Origin of the sequence: Streptomyces sp. NPDC005775, assembly GCF_042871565.1 — a bacterium.
Taxonomy (GTDB): Bacteria; Actinomycetota; Actinomycetes; order Streptomycetales; family Streptomycetaceae; genus Streptomyces.
Genome location: NZ_JBIAIU010000019.1, coordinates 42,141 through 59,240, shown reverse-complemented (window position 1 = coordinate 59,240; position 17,100 = coordinate 42,141). Strand labels below are relative to the sequence as shown.

At 70.5% G+C, this 17,100-nt stretch carries 14 protein-coding genes; 6 read left to right on the top strand and 8 right to left on the bottom strand.

Going from position 1 to position 17,100, the window contains the following annotated elements; genetic code table 11:
* Positions 1-14 precede the first annotated feature (14 nt).
* From ACFYPA_RS33440 to ACFYPA_RS33430, 3 genes are read right to left on the bottom strand one after another with little or no spacing between them, the layout of a single operon-like run.
* Positions 15-944 carry a carbohydrate ABC transporter permease gene (locus ACFYPA_RS33440; RefSeq protein ID WP_359319895.1) on the bottom strand — a complete coding sequence of 310 codons (930 nt, stop codon included), beginning with the start codon at positions 942-944 and terminating at the stop codon, positions 15-17.
* The gene (locus ACFYPA_RS33435) at positions 941-1,933 is read right to left on the bottom strand and encodes a sugar ABC transporter permease (RefSeq protein ID WP_359085273.1); all 993 of its coding nucleotides are present in this window, start codon (positions 1,931-1,933) and stop codon (positions 941-943) included. The genes ACFYPA_RS33440 and ACFYPA_RS33435 overlap by 4 nt, the downstream gene beginning before the upstream one ends.
* A 5-nt stretch (positions 1,934-1,938) precedes the next feature.
* Positions 1,939-3,189: a sugar ABC transporter substrate-binding protein gene (locus tag ACFYPA_RS33430; protein ID WP_359319897.1), complete on the bottom strand. Its 1,251-nt coding sequence runs from the start codon at positions 3,187-3,189 to the stop codon at positions 1,939-1,941.
* A 254-nt stretch (positions 3,190-3,443) separates the two neighbouring features.
* Here ACFYPA_RS33430 and ACFYPA_RS33425 point away from each other — a divergent pair, with 254 nt between their 5' ends.
* On the top strand, positions 3,444-4,424 hold the full coding sequence (locus ACFYPA_RS33425; protein ID WP_389136145.1) for an acetylxylan esterase: 981 nt from the start codon (positions 3,444-3,446) through the stop codon (positions 4,422-4,424).
* 20 nt (positions 4,425-4,444) lie between these two features.
* Here ACFYPA_RS33425 and ACFYPA_RS33420 read toward each other — a convergent pair whose 3' ends face one another.
* Complete coding sequence (locus ACFYPA_RS33420) at positions 4,445-5,500, bottom strand: LacI family DNA-binding transcriptional regulator (RefSeq protein ID WP_359085276.1); 1,056 nt, start codon at positions 5,498-5,500, stop codon at positions 4,445-4,447.
* A 169-nt stretch (positions 5,501-5,669) separates the two neighbouring features.
* Between ACFYPA_RS33420 and ACFYPA_RS33415 the strand changes: the two genes are divergently transcribed.
* From ACFYPA_RS33415 to ACFYPA_RS33405, 3 genes are read left to right on the top strand one after another with little or no spacing between them, the layout of a single operon-like run.
* A complete protein-coding gene (locus ACFYPA_RS33415) occupies positions 5,670-6,125 on the top strand; it encodes a MarR family transcriptional regulator (protein ID WP_359085277.1) in 456 nt (151 codons plus the stop codon).
* Complete coding sequence (locus ACFYPA_RS33410; RefSeq protein ID WP_359085278.1) at positions 6,122-7,531, top strand: MFS transporter; 1,410 nt, start codon at positions 6,122-6,124, stop codon at positions 7,529-7,531. The genes ACFYPA_RS33415 and ACFYPA_RS33410 overlap by 4 nt, the downstream gene beginning before the upstream one ends.
* A 38-nt stretch (positions 7,532-7,569) precedes the next feature.
* Positions 7,570-8,121 (top strand): isochorismatase family protein, encoded by a 552-nt coding sequence (locus ACFYPA_RS33405; RefSeq protein ID WP_359085279.1) that lies wholly within the window; start codon positions 7,570-7,572, stop codon positions 8,119-8,121.
* Positions 8,122-8,133: 12 nt separating this feature from the next.
* Here ACFYPA_RS33405 and ACFYPA_RS33400 read toward each other — a convergent pair whose 3' ends face one another.
* The 4 genes from ACFYPA_RS33400 to ACFYPA_RS33385 are packed head-to-tail and all read right to left on the bottom strand — an operon-like array spanning position 8,134 to position 11,962.
* On the bottom strand, positions 8,134-8,907 hold the full coding sequence (locus ACFYPA_RS33400; RefSeq protein ID WP_359085280.1) for a succinate dehydrogenase/fumarate reductase iron-sulfur subunit: 774 nt from the start codon (positions 8,905-8,907) through the stop codon (positions 8,134-8,136).
* Complete coding sequence (locus tag ACFYPA_RS33395; protein ID WP_389136140.1) at positions 8,904-10,814, bottom strand: fumarate reductase/succinate dehydrogenase flavoprotein subunit; 1,911 nt, start codon at positions 10,812-10,814, stop codon at positions 8,904-8,906. Before ACFYPA_RS33395 ends, ACFYPA_RS33400 begins: the two co-directional genes overlap by 4 nt.
* A complete protein-coding gene (locus ACFYPA_RS33390; RefSeq protein WP_389136138.1) occupies positions 10,815-11,681 on the bottom strand; it encodes a hypothetical protein in 867 nt (288 codons plus the stop codon).
* Between the two features lie 32 nt (positions 11,682-11,713).
* Positions 11,714-11,962 (bottom strand): hypothetical protein, encoded by a 249-nt coding sequence (locus ACFYPA_RS33385; protein ID WP_359085283.1) that lies wholly within the window; start codon positions 11,960-11,962, stop codon positions 11,714-11,716.
* Positions 11,963-12,293: 331 nt separating this feature from the next.
* Between ACFYPA_RS33385 and ACFYPA_RS33380 the strand changes: the two genes are divergently transcribed.
* Positions 12,294-14,696, top strand: coding sequence for an ABC transporter family substrate-binding protein (locus tag ACFYPA_RS33380; protein ID WP_359085284.1), 2,403 nt, complete (start codon positions 12,294-12,296; stop codon positions 14,694-14,696).
* Between the two features lie 504 nt (positions 14,697-15,200).
* Complete coding sequence (gene typA, locus ACFYPA_RS33375) at positions 15,201-17,072, top strand: translational GTPase TypA (protein ID WP_359085285.1); 1,872 nt, start codon at positions 15,201-15,203, stop codon at positions 17,070-17,072.
* Positions 17,073-17,100 lie beyond the last annotated feature (28 nt).

The following is a 17,100-nucleotide window of genomic DNA, read 5'->3' as shown; positions in this document are numbered from 1 at the left end:
GCGCCCGGGGCGGGTTACTTCATGCCCGCCGTGGCGATGCCCTGGGTGAAGTGGCGCTGGAGCGCGATGAACACGACCAGGACCGGCAGCACGATCAGGAAGGACCCGGCCATCAGCATGCCGTTGGAGCCGCCCGCCTTGTTGGGGTCGGTGGCGAACGTCGCCAGGGCGACCGGGAGGGTGTACTTGTCGGGGTCGTTGGTCGCGATGAGCGGCCAGACGAAGTTGTTCCAGGACCCCAGGAACGTGAAGATCGACAGCGTCGCCAGGGCGGGCTTCACCAGCGGCATCACGATCCGCCAGAAGATGTACCACTCGCCGGCGCCGTCCATCCGGGCCGCCTCCAGCAGCTCGTCCGGGATCGACTGCATGAACTGGCGCATCAGGAAGACCCCGAAGGCGCCCGCCGCGAACGGCAGCACCAGACCGGCGTACGAGTCGATCAGGCCCATCCTGCTCATCAGGACGAACAGCGGCAGCAGCATCAGGTTGCCGGGCACCATGAGGGCGCCGAGGACCAGCCCGAAGATCTTGTTGCGGCCAGCGAAGTTCAGCTTGGCCAGGGCGTACCCGAGCATCGAGCAGAACACCAGGTTCGAGACGGTGACCAGCACCGCGACGATCACCGAGTTCATGAAGTACAGCGGCAGGTCGAGCTTGTCGAGCAGGTCCCGGAAGTTGTCCAGCGTCCATTCGGCCGGGATCCAGACGGGCGGGCTCGCGGTCAGCTCGCTCGACGTCTTGAACGCGGACAGGGCCATCCACAGGAACGGTGCCGACATGATCAGCAGACCGAGCGACAGCAGGACGTAGACGAGGACCCGCTTCAGGGACCGCGGCCGCTTCGCCCTGCCCGGCCGCTTCCCCCCGCCCGGCCGTCCGGCGTCCCCGGGCTTCTTCGACGGCGCCGTCGGGACGGCGCCCGGTGCACTGGTGGCGCTCATTTCGTGTTGTCCTTCAGCAGTCGGAGCTGCAGCACCGTGATGCCCATGATCACTACGAAGAGGACATACGCCATGGCGCTCGCATAGCCCATGTGGAAGAAGTTGAAGCCCTCGCGGTACATGTTCAGCGAGACGGTGAGCGTCGAGTCCGAGGGACCGCCCTGCGTCATCACGAACGGCTCCTCGAAGACGTTGAGGTAGCCGATGGTGGTGATCACCGTGGCGTAGAGCAGCGTGGGCCGCAGCAGCGGGACGGTGATGCCCTTGAACTCCTGCCAGACGTTCGCGCCGTCCAGCCGCGCCGCCTCCCGCACCTCGGTGGGGATGGCCTGGAGACCGGCGATGAACAGCACCATGACCGTGCCGACGTTGCGCCAGACCGCCATCGCGATCATCGAGGGCATGGCGAGCTTCTCGGAGCCGAGGAAGTCCGGCGCGGTGAGACCCACTTCGGAGAAGAGGCCCGCGACGAGACCGTCGCTCGGATCGAGTACGAAGCGCCAGACGACGGCGACCGCGACGATGGTGGTGACGACCGGGGCGTAGAAGCCGACGCGGAAGAAGGTCCGGGCCCGGTCGATGCCGTTGTTCAGCAGGACGGCGACGACCAGTCCGAGGAGGATCGTCAGCGGCACGCCGATGACCACGAAGTACGCCGTGTTGAAGAGCGACTTGAGGAACTTCTCGTCGCTGAACAGCTTGGTGTAGTTCTCGAACCCGATGAAGTTCGCGTCCAGCGGGTGCGTCACGTTGCGCAGCCCGAAGTCCGTGAAGCTCATCACCAGCGTGGCGATGATCGGGACGGCCATGAAGACGAGGAAGAGGACGAGGAAGGGAGTGGAGAACAGCCAGCCGGCCATGTTCTGCACGCCCATCGAGGGCTTCCTGCGACTTCGCGAACCCTTCGGCCCGGCGGCCGGGGACGCGGTGGTCCCCGGCACGGCCCGCACCTTGGCCGGCTGCGCGGCCTTTCCGGTCGTGGTGCTCATGGCTCCTACTTCACGAGGCCTTCGATCTCGGACTGCGCGGTCTTCAGCGCGTCCTCGGCGGACGCCTTGCCCTGGGTCACCTTCGCGATGGCCTGGTCGACCTTGTCGGTGACCTCGGTCCAGTTGGGCAGCGAGGGGGAGGACTTGGCGGTGTCCATCTGCTTCTTGAAGATCTGCAGATCGGCGTCGTCGGCGAGGTCACCGGAGGTCCAGGCGGCGGTGTTGGCCGGCAGGTCCTTGGTGCGCTCGTACCAGTCGGCCTGGCCCTTGGTGTCGGTCAGGTACTTGATGAACTCGGTGGCCGCCGCCTTGTGTCCGCTGTCCTTGGAGATCACCAGGGAGGAGCCGCCCGCCATGGAGACGGAGGACTTGTCGGCGGGCACGTTCGCCACCGCCCACTTGCCCTTGAGCTGCGGCTGTCCCTCGTTCAGCAGGGTGACGTGCCAGGGGCCGCCGAAGAACATCGGGACGCGGCCGTTGCCGAAGTCCTTCACGACGTCGTAGCCGGGCTGCACGGACTTGTTGGAGAGGCCCTTGTCGAAGTACGAGCCGTACTCCTTGAGCGCCTTGACGGCCTCGGGGCTGTCGATGACGACGTCGCCCTTGTCGTTGACGATCTCGCCGCCGGCCGAGTACAGGAAGGAGTAGAAGTTCTGCACCGTGTCCAGGCCGCTGGGCTGGATGGACAGGCCCCACTTGGTGTCCGCCTTCTTCTGGTAGGCGGTGGCGAGGTCGCGCATCTCCTTCCAGTCGGTCGGAGCCTTGGTGACGCCGGCCTTCTCGGCCAGGTCGGTGCGGTAGTAGAGGACGCGGGTGTCGACGTACCACGGCACGCCGTACGCCTGGCCGTCCACCTCGCCCTGCTGCCAGCCGGCCGGGAAGAAGTCCTTCTCCTGGAAGGTCTTGGTGTCGACCGGCTCCAGGACGCCGAGCTCGGAGAACTCGCCCATGTAGCTGCCGCCCATCTGCGCCACGTCCGGCATGGTGCCGGCGGCGGCCGCGGAGACGAGCTTCTGGTGGGCGACGTCCCAGCCGACCGGGGTCACCTTGACGGTGATGTTGGGGTGGGCCTTCTCGTACACCGCGGCCACGTCCGCGAGCTTCTCGCCCTCGGCCCCCATGGCCCAGACGGTGAGCGTCTGCTTGCTGTCCGCGGCGACGTCCTCGCCACCGGAGCCGCCGCACGCGGTGAGGCCGAGGGAGAGCACGACAGCGATTCCGATGCCGGTGGAGGCGGTTCTGGCGGTGCGGGGCATGGAGGGCTCCTCCTTGAGCAATCCGAATGTATGCGCTGCCTGTAAGCGCATACATCACTCTGCGGCAGGGGTTCGGGAATCCGCAAGAGGGTGCTTGGTCACACTCGTGCAACGCCGTGGACATCTGAATGTTCGACTTCGAACGGTAAGCGTGGCGTTTGCGGAAAAGGTGAGGGTGTGACCCATTCCGCACCATTGCTTCCCAGGTCGGAACGGGTCCGTCCCGCGAAATCAGCGGCGATAGTGTCGTGGTCATGGCTTCGTACGTGCACGACTTCCCCTTCGACCCGGCCCACGGGCGCAGCCTCGACGAGCTGAAGGCCGTGCCCGTGCCGCCCGCCCCCGACGACTTCGCGGACTTCTGGCGGGCGCGGTACGACGCGGCCCGCGCGGTGGCGACGGACCCGGAGGTCGGGCCGGTCGAGGACGAGCGCGACGGCGTACGCGTCCACGGCGTCACGTACACCTCGGTGGGCGGGGTGCGCCTGGGCGGCTGGCTGGCCGTGCCGGCGGAAGGGGCGCCGGTGCGCCACGGGTTCGTCATCGGGCACGGGTACGGGGGGCGCCAGGAGCCGGGGCCCGACATACCGCTGCCGCTGCCGTCCTCGGCCGCGATCCTGCCGTGCGTACGGGGGATGGGGGCGCGCGGTCTCGTACCGGGCATCCCCGACGTCTCCGCGGAGCACGTGCTGCACGGCATCGAGTCCCGCGACACCTATGTCATCGGCGACTGCGTGGCCGACCTGTGGTGCGCGGCGTCCGCGCTCGGGGAGCTGGTGCCGGAGCTCGCGGGGGCCGGGCGGCTGGGCTACCTCGGGGAGAGCTTCGGCGGCGGGCTGGGCGCGCTGGCCCTGCCGTGGGACGAGCGGTTCGCGGCGGCGCAGCTGACGGTCCCCACGTTCGGCAACCACCCGCTGCGGCTCACGCTGCCGTGTGCGGGCAGCGGGGAGTCCGTGCGCGGGTACCACCGCGCGCACCCCGAGGTCGTGGAGGTGCTGCGGTACTTCGACGCGGCGACGGCCGCCGGGCTCATCGAGCTGCCGACGCTGGTGGCGGCCGCGCTGTTCGACCCGTCCGTGCCGCCGCCCGGCCAGTTCGCCGTGTACAACGCGCTGGCGGGGGAGCGGGAACTGCTGGTGCTGCCGGCGGGGCACTTCGCGTACGAGGGACTGGAGCAGGACGTGGCCGGGCTGGTGGCGGCGCGGCGCGCGTTCTTCGGCAAGCGGCCCGCCTGAGGGCCGTCCTCCTCGTCCGGTCAGCCGCAGCCGCAGCTGGCCCGGCGGATCACGGAGACCGGGAGGGTGAGCGACACCGGTTCGCGGCCGGTGTTGTTCAGGCGCTGGACCAGCAGTTCGACCGCCTGCTCGCCCAGCCTGCGGATCGGCTGGCGCACCGTCGTCAGCGGCGGCTGGACGATCCGGCCGAGCGGAATCCCGTCGAAGCCGGTCACCGCCATGTCCAGCGGCACCCGCACCCCGCGCCGGGCCAGGGCGCGCAGGGCGCCCACCGCCATCTGGTCGTTGGCGAAGAGCATCGCCTCGGGCCGCTCCCCGGCCCGGTCCAGCAGGCTCTCGGCCGCCAGCGCGCCCTCGGCCTGCTTCATCATCGTCGTCCGCAGGGCCGGTTCGTCCGGCACCGGGAGGCCGGCGTCCCGGCACGCCTCCTGGAAGCCGCGGAACCGCGCCTCGGCGTCCGGTGAATCGGTGTCGCCCCCGACGAAGGCGAGCCGGCGCAGGCCGTGGTCCTCGATGAGGTGGCGGGTCAGCTCGCGTTCACCGTCGGCGTTGGCGACGACGATGTGGTCGAGGTGGTCGATCTCGCGGGGTCCGGCGAGCATCACGACCGGCAGCCGGCGCGATATCACTTCGAGGTCCTCGGTCGGCACGGTCTGCGCCAGGACGGCGAAACCGTCGACCCGCCCCGCGACCTTCGCGACGAGGCTCTCCGGGCCGCCCTCCAGCGACGCCGCGATCAGCAGCGCGTACCCGTGCCGCCGTGCCGCGCGCTCCATCCCGCGGATGATCTGGTCGGAGTAGAGCATCACCGCGTCGTCGGCGTCGCTGTCCGCCTCGGCGTCGGCCTCGGCGTCCGGGTCGGCGTAGTCCGGGAAGCACAGGCCGAGCACGCCGGTGGTGCGGCTGGCCAGTCCGCGCGCGTTGCCGCTCGGTACGTAGCCGAGCTCGCGGGCCGCGTCGAGGACCCGTTCGCGGGTCTGGGCGCGCACGGATTCCGGGGTGCGGTAGACCCGCGAAACCGTGGCGATGGAGACGCCGGACCGCTCCGCGACGTCGTACACCGTTGGGGCGCTCACTCGACCGACCGTCCGCTTCTTCTTCCGTACCGACGTGTATCGGCACAACCATGACGTACACGTTTTGAAAGCGCATTCACCCTAGATCGCGGGCCGGGCGCGGGCAAGGCCATCCGGTATTCGACAGGCAACCTTGCAAGATGTCTTGTACATCTTTTACGGTGGACGCATGACGCAACCGTCCGCGACCACGCCCGCCGATCCGACCGCCCAGGAGGTGGCGGACCAGCTCGCCTCCGTCGTCGGCAGGCTGCTGCGGCGGCTGCGCTCCTCGTCGTCGGAGAGCCTGCTGACTCCGACCCAGCGCTCCGTGCTCGCCCGGCTGGCGGACGGGGGCCCTGCCACCACGGCCGATCTGGCCCGCGTCGAGTTCGTGCGCCCGCAGTCCATGCGGCTGACGCTGGGCGCGCTGGAGGAGCAGGGGTTCGTCGAGCGGGCGCCGGATCCGGTCGACGGCCGCAAGTCGGTCATGTCGGTCACGAACCCCGGCCGTGCGACCCTCGCCCGGGTCAGGGCCGCCAAGCGCGACTGGCTCGCCGAGGCCGTCGCCGCCGAGCTGGACGGGCCGCAGCGGCGCACCGTCGCCGAAGCCGCCACCCTCATCGAGCGCCTGGTCGGTTCATGACCGGTCGCGACGTGCTCCGCCCGGCTGCCGCGACCCGGCAGACGGCGCCCGCCCCCGGGTTCAGCACCCGGCTCACCGCGCCCCTGCTGCTCGGCTCGCTGCTCAACCCGCTGAACACCACCATGATCTCCACCGCGCTGGTGGCGATCGGACATCACTTCGGCATCGGCGCCGCCGACACCGCCTGGCTGATCTCGGTCCTCTACCTCGCCAGCGCCGTCGCCCAGCCGGTCCTGGGCAAGCTCGCCGACGTCCTCGGCCCCCGCCGCGTCTTCCTCGCCGGTCTCGTCGTCGTCATCGCGTCCGGCGTCGTCGGGACGGTGGCGCCGGACTTCGGGTGGCTGATCGTGTCCCGGCTGCTGCTCGGCATCGGGACGTCGGCCGCCTACCCGGCCGCCATGGCGGTGCTGCGCGACGAGTCGGCCCGGATCGGCCGGGCCGTCCCGCGACCGGTGCTGGCCCGGCTCTCCTTCGCCGCGCTCGGCAGCGCGGCCGTCGGCCCCACGCTCGGCGGGCTGCTGGTCATGGTCGTCGGCTGGCGGGGCATCTTCGCCGTCAACGTCCCCGTGGCCCTGGTCGCCTTCGGGGCCGCGCTGCTCTGGATCCCCGCCGACCCGCCGCGCGGACGGGGAGCCGACGGCAGCAGGCCCCGGCTCGGCCTGGACCCGCTCGGCATCGGCCTCTTCGCCACCGCGCTGACCGTGCTGGCCGTCTTCCTCCTCGACCTCGCCCACCCGATGTGGTGGCTGCTCGCGCCGCTCGCCGTGCTGACCGCCGCTCTGGCGCGGTGGCAGCTGCGCCGCCCCGATCCCTTCATCGACCTGCGGATGCTGGCGGCGAACGCCGCGCTCTCGCGCACGTACCTCCGGCACGGCGTCAGCTACCTGCTGATCTACGTCGTGATGTACGGGTACACCCAGTGGCTGGAGGAGGCCCGGGGCTACTCGTCCGGGCACACCGGACTGCTCATGCTGCCGATGTCCGTCGCCGCACTGGTCTGTTCGCTGCTCGGCGCCCGCACGAAGGGCATCCGCGGGCCGCTCGTCCTGGCCTGCGTGCTGCTCACCGCCGGGTCCGGACTGCTGTTCCTCCTCGACGGGGACACCCCGGTCGCCGTCCTGCTGCTGGCCGGGGCCTGCTTCGGCGTCCCGCAGGGGCTGATCGGCACGAGCAACCAGGCGGCCGTCCAGGCCTACGCCCCACCCGAGTCCATCGGCTCCGCCGCAGGTCTCCAGCGCACCGCCCAGTACATAGGGGCCATCACCGCGTCCAGCCTCATCGCGCTCGCCTACGGGCAGTCGGCCGGTGACCACGGCCTCCACCTGATGGCCTGCGTGGCCGCCGTACTGGGCGTCCTGCTCATCGTCCTCACCGTCACCGACCGCGCCCTGCGCGGCCGTACCTGATCCCCCCTCCGAGAACCACCCAGGCAAGGAGCACCACCATGAGCGCCACCACCCTCGACGCGCAGACCGCGCTGATCGTCGTCGACCTCCAGAAGGGCATCGTCGGTCTGCCGACCGCCCACCCCGCCACCGAGGTCGTCGCCCGCGCCGCGACCCTCGCCGACGCCTTCCGGGCCAAGGGCCTCCCGGTCGTCCTGGTCCGCGTCACGGGCGGCGCGCCCGGCCGCACGGAGGGCCCCGCCCGGTCGGGGCAGCCGGCCGCCGACTGGGCCGAGATCGTCCCCGAACTCGGCCCGGCCGAGGGCGACCTCGTCGTCACCAAGCAGCAGTGGGGCGCCTTCTACGGCACCGACCTCGACCTCCAGCTGCGCCGCCGCGGCATCACGCAGGTCGTGGTGGCCGGGATCGCGACCAGCATCGGCGTCGAGTCCACCGCCCGCTCGGCCCACGAGCACGGCTACCACGTCACCGTCGCCACGGACGCGGTCACCGACATGAGCGCCGAGGCCCACGACAACAGCGTCGAGCGGATCTTCCCCCGCCTCGGCGAGACGGACACCACGGACGCGATCGTCAAGCTGCTCGGCTGACCGCCGGCCGCCTCACGTCGCGTCCCGCCGCCGGATCTTGTTACCCAGCCACACCAGCGGGTCGTACTTACGGTCCACGGCCCGTTCCTTCAGCGGGATCAGGGCGTTGTCGGTGATCTTGATGTGTTCGGGGCACACCTCCGTACAGCACTTCGTGATGTTGCAGAGCCCGAGCCCGTGCTCCTCCTGCGCCGTCGCCTTCCGGTCGAGACCGGACTCGGCGGCGGCGTCCAGGGGGTGCATGTCCAGCTCGGCGACCCGCATGAGGAAGCGCGGTCCGGCGAAGGCGGACTTGTTCTCCTCGTGGTCGCGTACGACATGGCAGGTGTCCTGGCACAGGAAGCACTCGATGCACTTGCGGAACTCCTGCGAGCGGTCCACGTCGACCTGCTGCATCCGGTACTCGCCCGCCTCCACGCCCTTGGGAGGGACGAAGGCCGGGATCTCCCGCGCCTTGGTGTAGTTGAACGACACATCCGTCACCAGGTCGCGCACCACCGGGAAGGCCCGCAGCGGGGTCACCGTGATCGTGTCCTCGCGGCCGAAGACCGACATCCGCGTCATGCACAGCAGCCGCGGCCGTCCGTTGATCTCCGCGCTGCACGAACCGCACTTGCCCGCCTTGCAGTTCCACCGCACCGCCAGATCGCCCGCCTGGGTGGCCTGGATGCGGTGGATGATGTCGAGAACGACCTCGCCGTCGTTGACCTCGACCTCGAAGTCCTCCAGACCGCCGCCGTCGCCGTCCCCGCGCCACACCCTGAACCGTGCGTCATAGCTGCTCACTCGTAGAGCTCCTCATCGGCGAGGTACTTGACCAGCTCCTCCTTCTCGAAGAGGGAGAGCAGATCCGGACGGATGGGTTCGGTCGCCTTGCGTACGAGATCGATCCGGCCGCTCGCCGCGTGCTGCTCGTCCACCGGCCGGCACAGCAGGTTGACCGGGCGCCAGGACCGCTCCATCGTCGGGCAGTCCTCGCGGGTGTGGCCGCCGCGGCTCTCGGTGCGCTCCAGAGCAGCCCGTGCGATGCACTCGCTGACCAGCAGCATGTTCCGCAGGTCCAGGGAGAGGTGCCAGCCGGGGTTGAACTGCCGGTGCCCCTCGACCCCGGCGCGCCGGGCCCGCTCGCGCAGCCCGGCCAGCTTCCGCAGGGCCTGTTCCATCTCGGGGGCCCGCCGGATGATGCCGACGAGGTCGTTCATCGTCTGCTGGAGCTCCTGGTGCAAGGTGTACGGGTTCTCCGCCGGCGTGCCATCGGCGAGGTCCTCCGCGCTGAACGGCCGCAGGGCCTCCGCGGCTGCCGCGTCGATCTGGGCCTCCTCCACGACGGGCGGGGAACCGGTCGACGCGGCGTACTGGGCGGCGTGCAGTCCGGCCCGCCGGCCGAAGACCAGCAGGTCGGAGAGGGAGTTACCGCCGAGCCGGTTCGAGCCGTGCATGCCGCCCGCGACCTCGCCCGCCGCGTACAGGCCGGGGACGTCCAGGGCGGCGGCGGTGTCGGAGTCGACGGCTATGCCACCCATCACGTAGTGGCAGGTCGGGCCCACCTCCATCGCCTCGGCGGTGATGTCGACGTCCGCCAGCTCCTTGAACTGGTGGTACATCGACGGCAGCCGGCGCCGGATCCGCTCCGCGTCCATCCGGGTCGACACATCCAGGAACACCCCGCCGTGCGGCGACCCGCGCCCTGCCTTCACCTCGGAGTTGATGGCCCGGGCGACCTCGTCGCGCGGCAGCAGCTCGGGCGGCCGGCGGTTGTGGTCCGGGTCCTCGTACCAGCGGTCGCCCTCCTCCTCCGACTGCGCGTACTTCTCCTTGAACACGTCGGGGACGTAGTCGAACATGAACCGCTTGCCCTCGGAGTTGCGCAGCACCCCGCCGTCACCGCGCACCGACTCGGTGACGAGGATGCCCTTGACCGAGGGCGGCCAGACCATGCCGGTCGGGTGGAACTGCACGAACTCCATGTTCAGCAGCGGCGCGCCCGCCAGCAGGGCCAGCGCGTGGCCGTCGCCGGTGTACTCCCAGGAGTTCGACGTCACCTTGAAGGACTTGCCGATGCCGCCGGTGGCGAGGACGACCGCGGGCGCCTCCAGCACGAAGAAGCGCCCGGTCTCGCGCTCGTAGCAGAAGGTGCCCGAGACACGCTCCCCGTCCTTGAGGACGCGGGTCACCGTGCACTCCTGGAAGACCTTCAGCCGCGCCTCGTGGTCACCGAACTCGCGCTCGTCCTCCTGCTGGAGGGAGACGATCTTCTGCTGGAGGGTGCGGATCAGCTCCAGGCCGGTCCGGTCGCCCACGTGCGCCAGGCGCGGATACTCGTGGCCGCCGAAGTTGCGCTGGGAGATCTTGCCCTCGGGGGTGCGGTCGAAGAGGGCGCCCCAGGTCTCCAGCTCCCAGACCCGGTCGGGCGCCTCCTTGGCGTGGAGCTCCGCCATCCGCCACTGGTTGAGGAACTTCCCGCCGCGCATGGTGTCGCGGAAGTGCACCTGCCAGTTGTCCCCGGAGTTCACATTGCCCATGGAGGCGGCGATCCCGCCCTCCGCCATGACCGTGTGCGCCTTGCCGAAGAGTGATTTGCAGATGACGGCCGTACGGGCCCCGCGCTCGCGGGCCTCGATCGCGGCGCGCAGCCCGGCGCCCCCGGCACCGACCACGACGACGTCCCACTGCTGCCGTTCGAGCTCAGTCATTCAGAAAAACCTCGGATCGTCGAAGGCGCCGGAGGCGACCAGGTACACATAGAAGTCGCACGCCGCCACGCTGATCAGCGAGGCCCAGGCGAGCAGCATGTGACGGGCGTTGAGCCGCCCCACCCAGCCCCACAGCCGGTAGCGGACGGGGTGCTCGGAGAAGTGCCGCAGCCGGCCGCCGATGATGTGCCGGCAGGAGTGGCAGGACAGGGTGTACGCCCAGATCAGGGCGATGTTGATCACGAAGATCAGCGAGCCCAGGCCCATGTGGCCCCAGGCGTAGTGCTCGTCGCGGAAGGTGAGCACGGTGTCGTACGTGAGGATGCCGGCGACCGGCACCGCGGCGTAGAAGAAGTACCGGTGGATGTTCTGCAGGAGCAGCGGGAAGCGGGTCTCGCCGCTGTACGCCCGGTGCGGCTCGGCGACCGCGCAGGCCGGGGGCGAGGCCCAGAAGCCCCGGTAGTAGGCCTTGCGGTAGTAGTAGCAGGTCATCCGGAAGCCGAGCGGGAAGATCAGGATGAGCAGGGCGGGGGACAGGCCCCACCAGCTGCCGAAGATCTCCCAGTTCGGGCCGCCGCGCATCGGGGCGCAGTTGTCCGCCAGACAGGGTGAGTAGAACGGTGAGACATAGGGCGCGGCGTAGTAGTCCGCGTTCGCGAACGCCCGCCACGTCGAGTAGACGATGAAGGCGAGCAGCCCGCCCGCCGTCACCGCGGGCGCCAGCCACCAGCGGTCGGTCCGCAGATGGCGCGCGGCGATGGCGGCCCGCGTGGGGTGGTGCACCCCTCGCGCCCGGGCTGCCGGACCGCGAGGCGTGTCGCCGGGGCCCGTTCCTGAATCCGTTCCTGTTTCCGTACCGGTGGCCAAGGAACTCTCCTAGGAGGTGTCAGGCGTCCCCTCTACGGGGCGTGCCTGCCGGGGACGCCCAGACCCTCGTCGTCCGAGTCCGTCCACAGGGAGGCGTCGTAGGGCGCCTCGGTGATCGTGATGACGCCGGCGACGGGCGCGGCGCGGTCGGCCGGGTCGAGCGGGTCCGGGGCGGTGTCCGCCGCGCGCAACTGCGCGAGGCTCCGCTCCAGCCGTCCGACGGTGCGGACCAGGTCGTCGAGACAGTGCTGAACAGCCGTCAACTCATCGTGCAGTGACATGACTTGATCTCACTTCCGCAGTCGCGGGCGGCCATGCTCATGCGCATGCGAGTGTCGCGCGTCACATCCCCCGTTGGGAAGAGAGCGGGCCGCCCCGTCTTGCGGAGGGCGGGCGTACGGCGTCCGGGAGCGCCCGGTTCCGGCCGGTTGTGGCACTCCGCCGCACGGGTGAGCTTTGGTGCCGCTGCGCCGTGTCTGCGCGGTCTCCCGCGCGTGGGCGCTTTCAGTGGACGGGCGGAACCAGTGTGATCAACTGCAAATGCCACCAAAAACGCAGAATCCGGCTCATTCGGGTAACGGTGGGCCGGGCCGTCCCCGGAGGTATCAGCCCATGTCCCACGTCGGCGTCCCGCGCGGGACATCCCGAAAGCGCCGCTCGCTCGCCCTGCTCACCACGGGGGTGCTCACCCTCCCGGTACTGGCCGGCTGCACCTCGGACAGCGACGAGGCCGCCACCCGGGCCGCCGTCACTCCGCAGGACATCGCGCCGGCGGCCCGCGCCCAGGTGGCGGAGGGCGGCACGGTCAACTGGGCCATCGACGCCATGCCGGCCACCCTCAACGCGTTCCAGGCCGACGCCGACAACGCCACCACCCGGATCACCGGAGCCCTGCTGCCGACCCTGTTCCCCCTGGACGCCAAGGGCCGGCCGCGGCTGAACCCGGACTACCTGGAGTCCGCGAAGGTCGTCGACACCGAACCCCGGCAGGTCGTGCTCTACCGGCTGAACCAGCAGGCGGTCTGGAGCGACGGCCGGGAGATCGGCGCACCGGACTTCGTCGCCCAGTGGCGCGCGCTGAGCGGCAGGGACTCCGCCTTCTGGACCGCCCGCAACGCCGGGTACGAACGCATCGAGAAGATCGAGCGCGGCGCCGACGACCTGGAGGTCAAGGTCACGTTCGCCAAGCCGTACGCGGACTGGCGCTCCCTCTTCTCCCCGCTGTACCCGAAGCAGGTGACGGGCTCCCCGGACGCCTTCAACGACGGGGCGCGGAGCACGCTCAAGGCGACTGCCGGGCCGTTCCGGCTGCGCGCGGTGGACAAGGAGACGGGGTCCGTCACGCTGGCCCGCAATCCGCGCTGGTGGGGCAGCCCCGCCAAGCTCGACTCGCTGGTCTTCAAGGCGGTCGAGCCGCAGGACCGGGCGAAGGCGCTGACCGGGGGGAAGGTGGACGTCGCCGACATCGACGCGGCGACCGCGAACCGCATCGTCCAGGCCGCCCGGGAGACCGGTGGCAACGGCGCACCGCCCGCCCACGGCCCCGGCTCCGAGGTCACCCCGGCCCAGGCGCTGCGGTCCTGGGCCATGGCGCACGGCTCCGACGAGGAGGTGGCCGAAGAGGCGCGGGAGGCCAGGGACGAGAAGGCCAGGGCCGCGCAGGCGTACGCGGCCGAGCAGAACGACCTGCGCGGCTACGCGGTCCGCAAGTCCCTGGAGCCCGCCTACACCCAGCTCGCGCTGAACGGCGAGAGCGGGCCGCTCGCCGACGACCGCGTACGCCGGGCGGTGGCCCGCGCCCTGGACCGCCAGGAACTCGCCGACGCCGTGCTGAGGCCGCTCGGCCTGCCCGCCGAGCCGCTCGGCAGCCATGTGGCGCTCGCCGGCCAGCCCGCGTACAAGGACGGCAGCGACGCGCTCGGCAGCCAGGACACCAAGGAGGCGCAGGCGCTGCTGGCCGACGCGGGCTGGACGCGTGAGGGTGCCCTCAAGAAGACGGACGGGACCAAGGCCGGCAGCGAGGGCGAGAAGCAGAAGGACGCCGACAAGGCCGACAAGGCGGAGAAGGCGGGCGGGACGGAGAAGAAGGCCGAGGAGGAGTCGGCCGAGGAGAAGAAGGCCGACAGCGCGAAGGGCGACGGCAATACCGACGACGCTGCCCGCCGCGAGCCCTCCGCGGACGACGGCCTCTACATCGTCGGCGACGACGACAAGCCAGGCGAGGCCGAGGGTGCGGCCACCCACGTCATCGCGCCCGCCCCCGCCGCCGCCGTACAGAGCGCGGCCCTGCTGCGCCAGGCCGGTCGGCTGGGCGGGACGGGCACCTCCGAGGACGCTCCCGCCCGGATCGCGGCCCAGGACCGCGGGCCCGGCGGCGCGGTCGGCGCCTACGCCCCGGCCGGAACCGCGGCCCCCGCCCAGGCCCCGGGCTCGGCCCGCGGCCCCCTGGGCAAGGACGGCAAGCCGCTGACGCTGCGGTTCGTCCTGCCGTCCGGACCCGGATCCGAGTCCCTGCGCGGCGTCGGCGACAGGATCGCGGCGATGCTGGACACGATCGGGATCCGTACGGTGATCACCAAGGTCTCCGACGACAGCTACTTCCGGGACCACGTCGCCTCCGGTGACTACGACCTGGCGCTGTACTCCTGGCCCGCCACCGCCTACCCGGCCACGGACGACCGTCCGATCTTCGCCAAGCCGGTGCCCGCCACCGACGGATCACTGCTCGTCGAGCAGAACTACACCCGCGTCGGTACGGACCACATCGACCAGCTCTTCGACGAGGCGGTCTCGGAGCTCGACGAGAAGGCGGCCGGGGACCTGATGAAGCAGGCGGACGCCCGGATCTGGGCCGCCGCAGGATCGATTCCGCTCTACCAGCGCCCGCAGCTGGTCGCCGCCGACAGGAAGCTCGTGAACGTCGGCGCCTTCGGCTTCGGGGTGCCGCACTACCAGGACATCGGTTTCAAGAAGCCGCAGTCCGCCGGAGCCCCGGCCATGCGGAACAAGAAGTAGCAGGTCAGCGCGGGTCCGAAAGCTCAGAACTGGCTCAATTCCCTTGCCCGCCGGACTGCCGGCGGGCAAGGCTGTGCGCACCTGTTGACCCGGGTGACCGCTCCGCCGCCCGCCCGAAGAGGCCCCAACCTCGAAGGCCGGGCCGTGGAGATCCCGCTCCCGGCCCCCCGCCACGGAGCTGCGGCTTCGGAGCCCCACCTCCGGAGTTGTTCCGGCCCCGCGTTCGCGTCATCCGCCCGGGGGATCGTGTTCATGACCACCGGTGAATTCCGGCGGAAGACCTGATCACGGCGGCGGAAACACCAAGCGGACGCGGGTCCACCGCTTCGCCCCGGGTGAGCGATTCTCCCCGCCCCGGGGCCGGTGAGACTTGCCCGGGAAGCCGCAGGCGCGCCCGCCCCGTACCATGGGACTAGCCGTGGCGTGTCTGCCCGGCGGGCGTACGAGGACTCAAGACCGACTAAGACGCCTGAATCCCCGATCCGAGAGAAGCGCAAGCCACCCATGCCCACGCGCCACGACATCCGTAACGTAGCCATCGTCGCCCACGTCGACCACGGCAAGACCACGCTGGTCGACGGCATGCTTCGGCAGGCCGGCGCCTTCGCGGCGCACGCCGCCGAGAACCTCGACGAACGCATGATGGACTCGAACGACCTGGAGCGTGAGAAGGGCATCACGATCCTGGCCAAGAACACGGCCGTGAAGTACCACCCCAAGGATGGCGGCGACGTCATCACGATCAACATCATCGACACCCCCGGCCACGCCGACTTCGGCGGTGAGGTCGAGCGAGGCCTGTCGATGGTGGACGCGGTCGTGCTGCTGGTCGACGCCTCCGAGGGCCCGCTGCCGCAGACCCGGTTCGTGCTCCGCAAGGCCCTGACGGCCAAGCTGCCGGTCATCCTCTGCATCAACAAGACGGACCGGCCGGACTCCCGGATCGCCGAGGTCATCGACGAGACGTACGACCTCTTCCTGGACCTGGACGCCGACGAGGACCAGATCGAGTTCCCGATCGTCTACGCCTGCGCCCGTGACGGCGTCGCCTCGCTGACCAAGCCCGAGGACGGCACCGTCCCGCCGGACAGCGACAGCCTGGAGCCGTTCTTCAGCACCATCCTCTCCGCGGTCCCGGCCCCGGAGTACGACGAGGACGCCCCCCTCCAGGCGCACGTCACCAACCTGGACGCCGACAACTTCCTCGGCCGTATCGCGCTGTGCCGCGTCGAGCAGGGCGAGCTGCGCAAGGGCCAGACGGTCACCTGGATCAAGCGTGACGGTACGCAGTCCAACGTCCGCATCACCGAGCTGCTGATGACCGAGGCGCTCACCCGCAAGCCGGCCGAGAAGGCGGGCCCGGGCGACATCTGCGCGATCGCCGGTATCCCGGACATCATGATCGGCGAGACCCTGGCCGACACCGAGAACCCGATCGCGCTGCCGCTGATCACGGTCGACGAGCCCGCCATCTCGATGACCATCGGTGCGAACACCTCGCCGCTCGTCGGCAAGGGCGGCAAGGGCCACAAGGTCACCGCCCGTCAGATCAAGGACCGTCTGGACCGCGAGCTGGTCGGTAACGTCTCGCTCCGCGTGCTGGACACCGAGCGCCCCGACGCCTGGGAGGTCCAGGGCCGCGGTGAGCTCGCGCTGGCCATCCTCATCGAGACCATGCGCCGTGAGGGCTTCGAGCTCACGGTCGGCAAGCCGCAGGTGGTCACCAAGCAGGTCGACGGCAAGACCCACGAGCCGATCGAGCGCATGACGATCGACTCGCCGGAGGAGCACCTCGGCGCCATCACGCAGCTCATGGCGACCCGTAAGGGCCGCATGGAGACGATGACGAACCACGGTTCGGGCTGGGTCCGCATGGAGTGGATCGTCCCCTCCCGCGGCCTCATCGGCTTCCGTACGGAGTTCCTCACGCAGACCCGCGGTACGGGCATCGCGCACTCCCTGTTCGAGGGCCACGAGCCGTGGTTCGGCGACCTGCGCACCCGTCACAACGGTTCGCTGGTGGCGGACCGCGCGGGCGTCGTGACGCCGTTCGCGATGGTCAACCTCCAGGAGCGGGGTGTCATCTTCACGGAGGCCACCACCGAGGTCTACGAGGGCATGATCATCGGTGAGAACTCGCGCGCCGACGACATGGACGTGAACATCACCAAGGAGAAGAAGCTCACCAACATGCGTGCGGCTTCCGCGGACACCACGGAGAACGTGGTGCCCGCCCGCAAGCTCTCGCTGGAGCAGTCCCTGGAGTTCTGCCGCGACGACGAGTGCATCGAGGTCACTCCGGAGACCGTGCGTATCCGCAAGGTCGTCCTGGACCAGAAGGAGCGCGGCCGCTCCGCCTCGCGCGCCAAGCGGTGATCGCATGAGGAGGGCCCGGTTCCGCGCT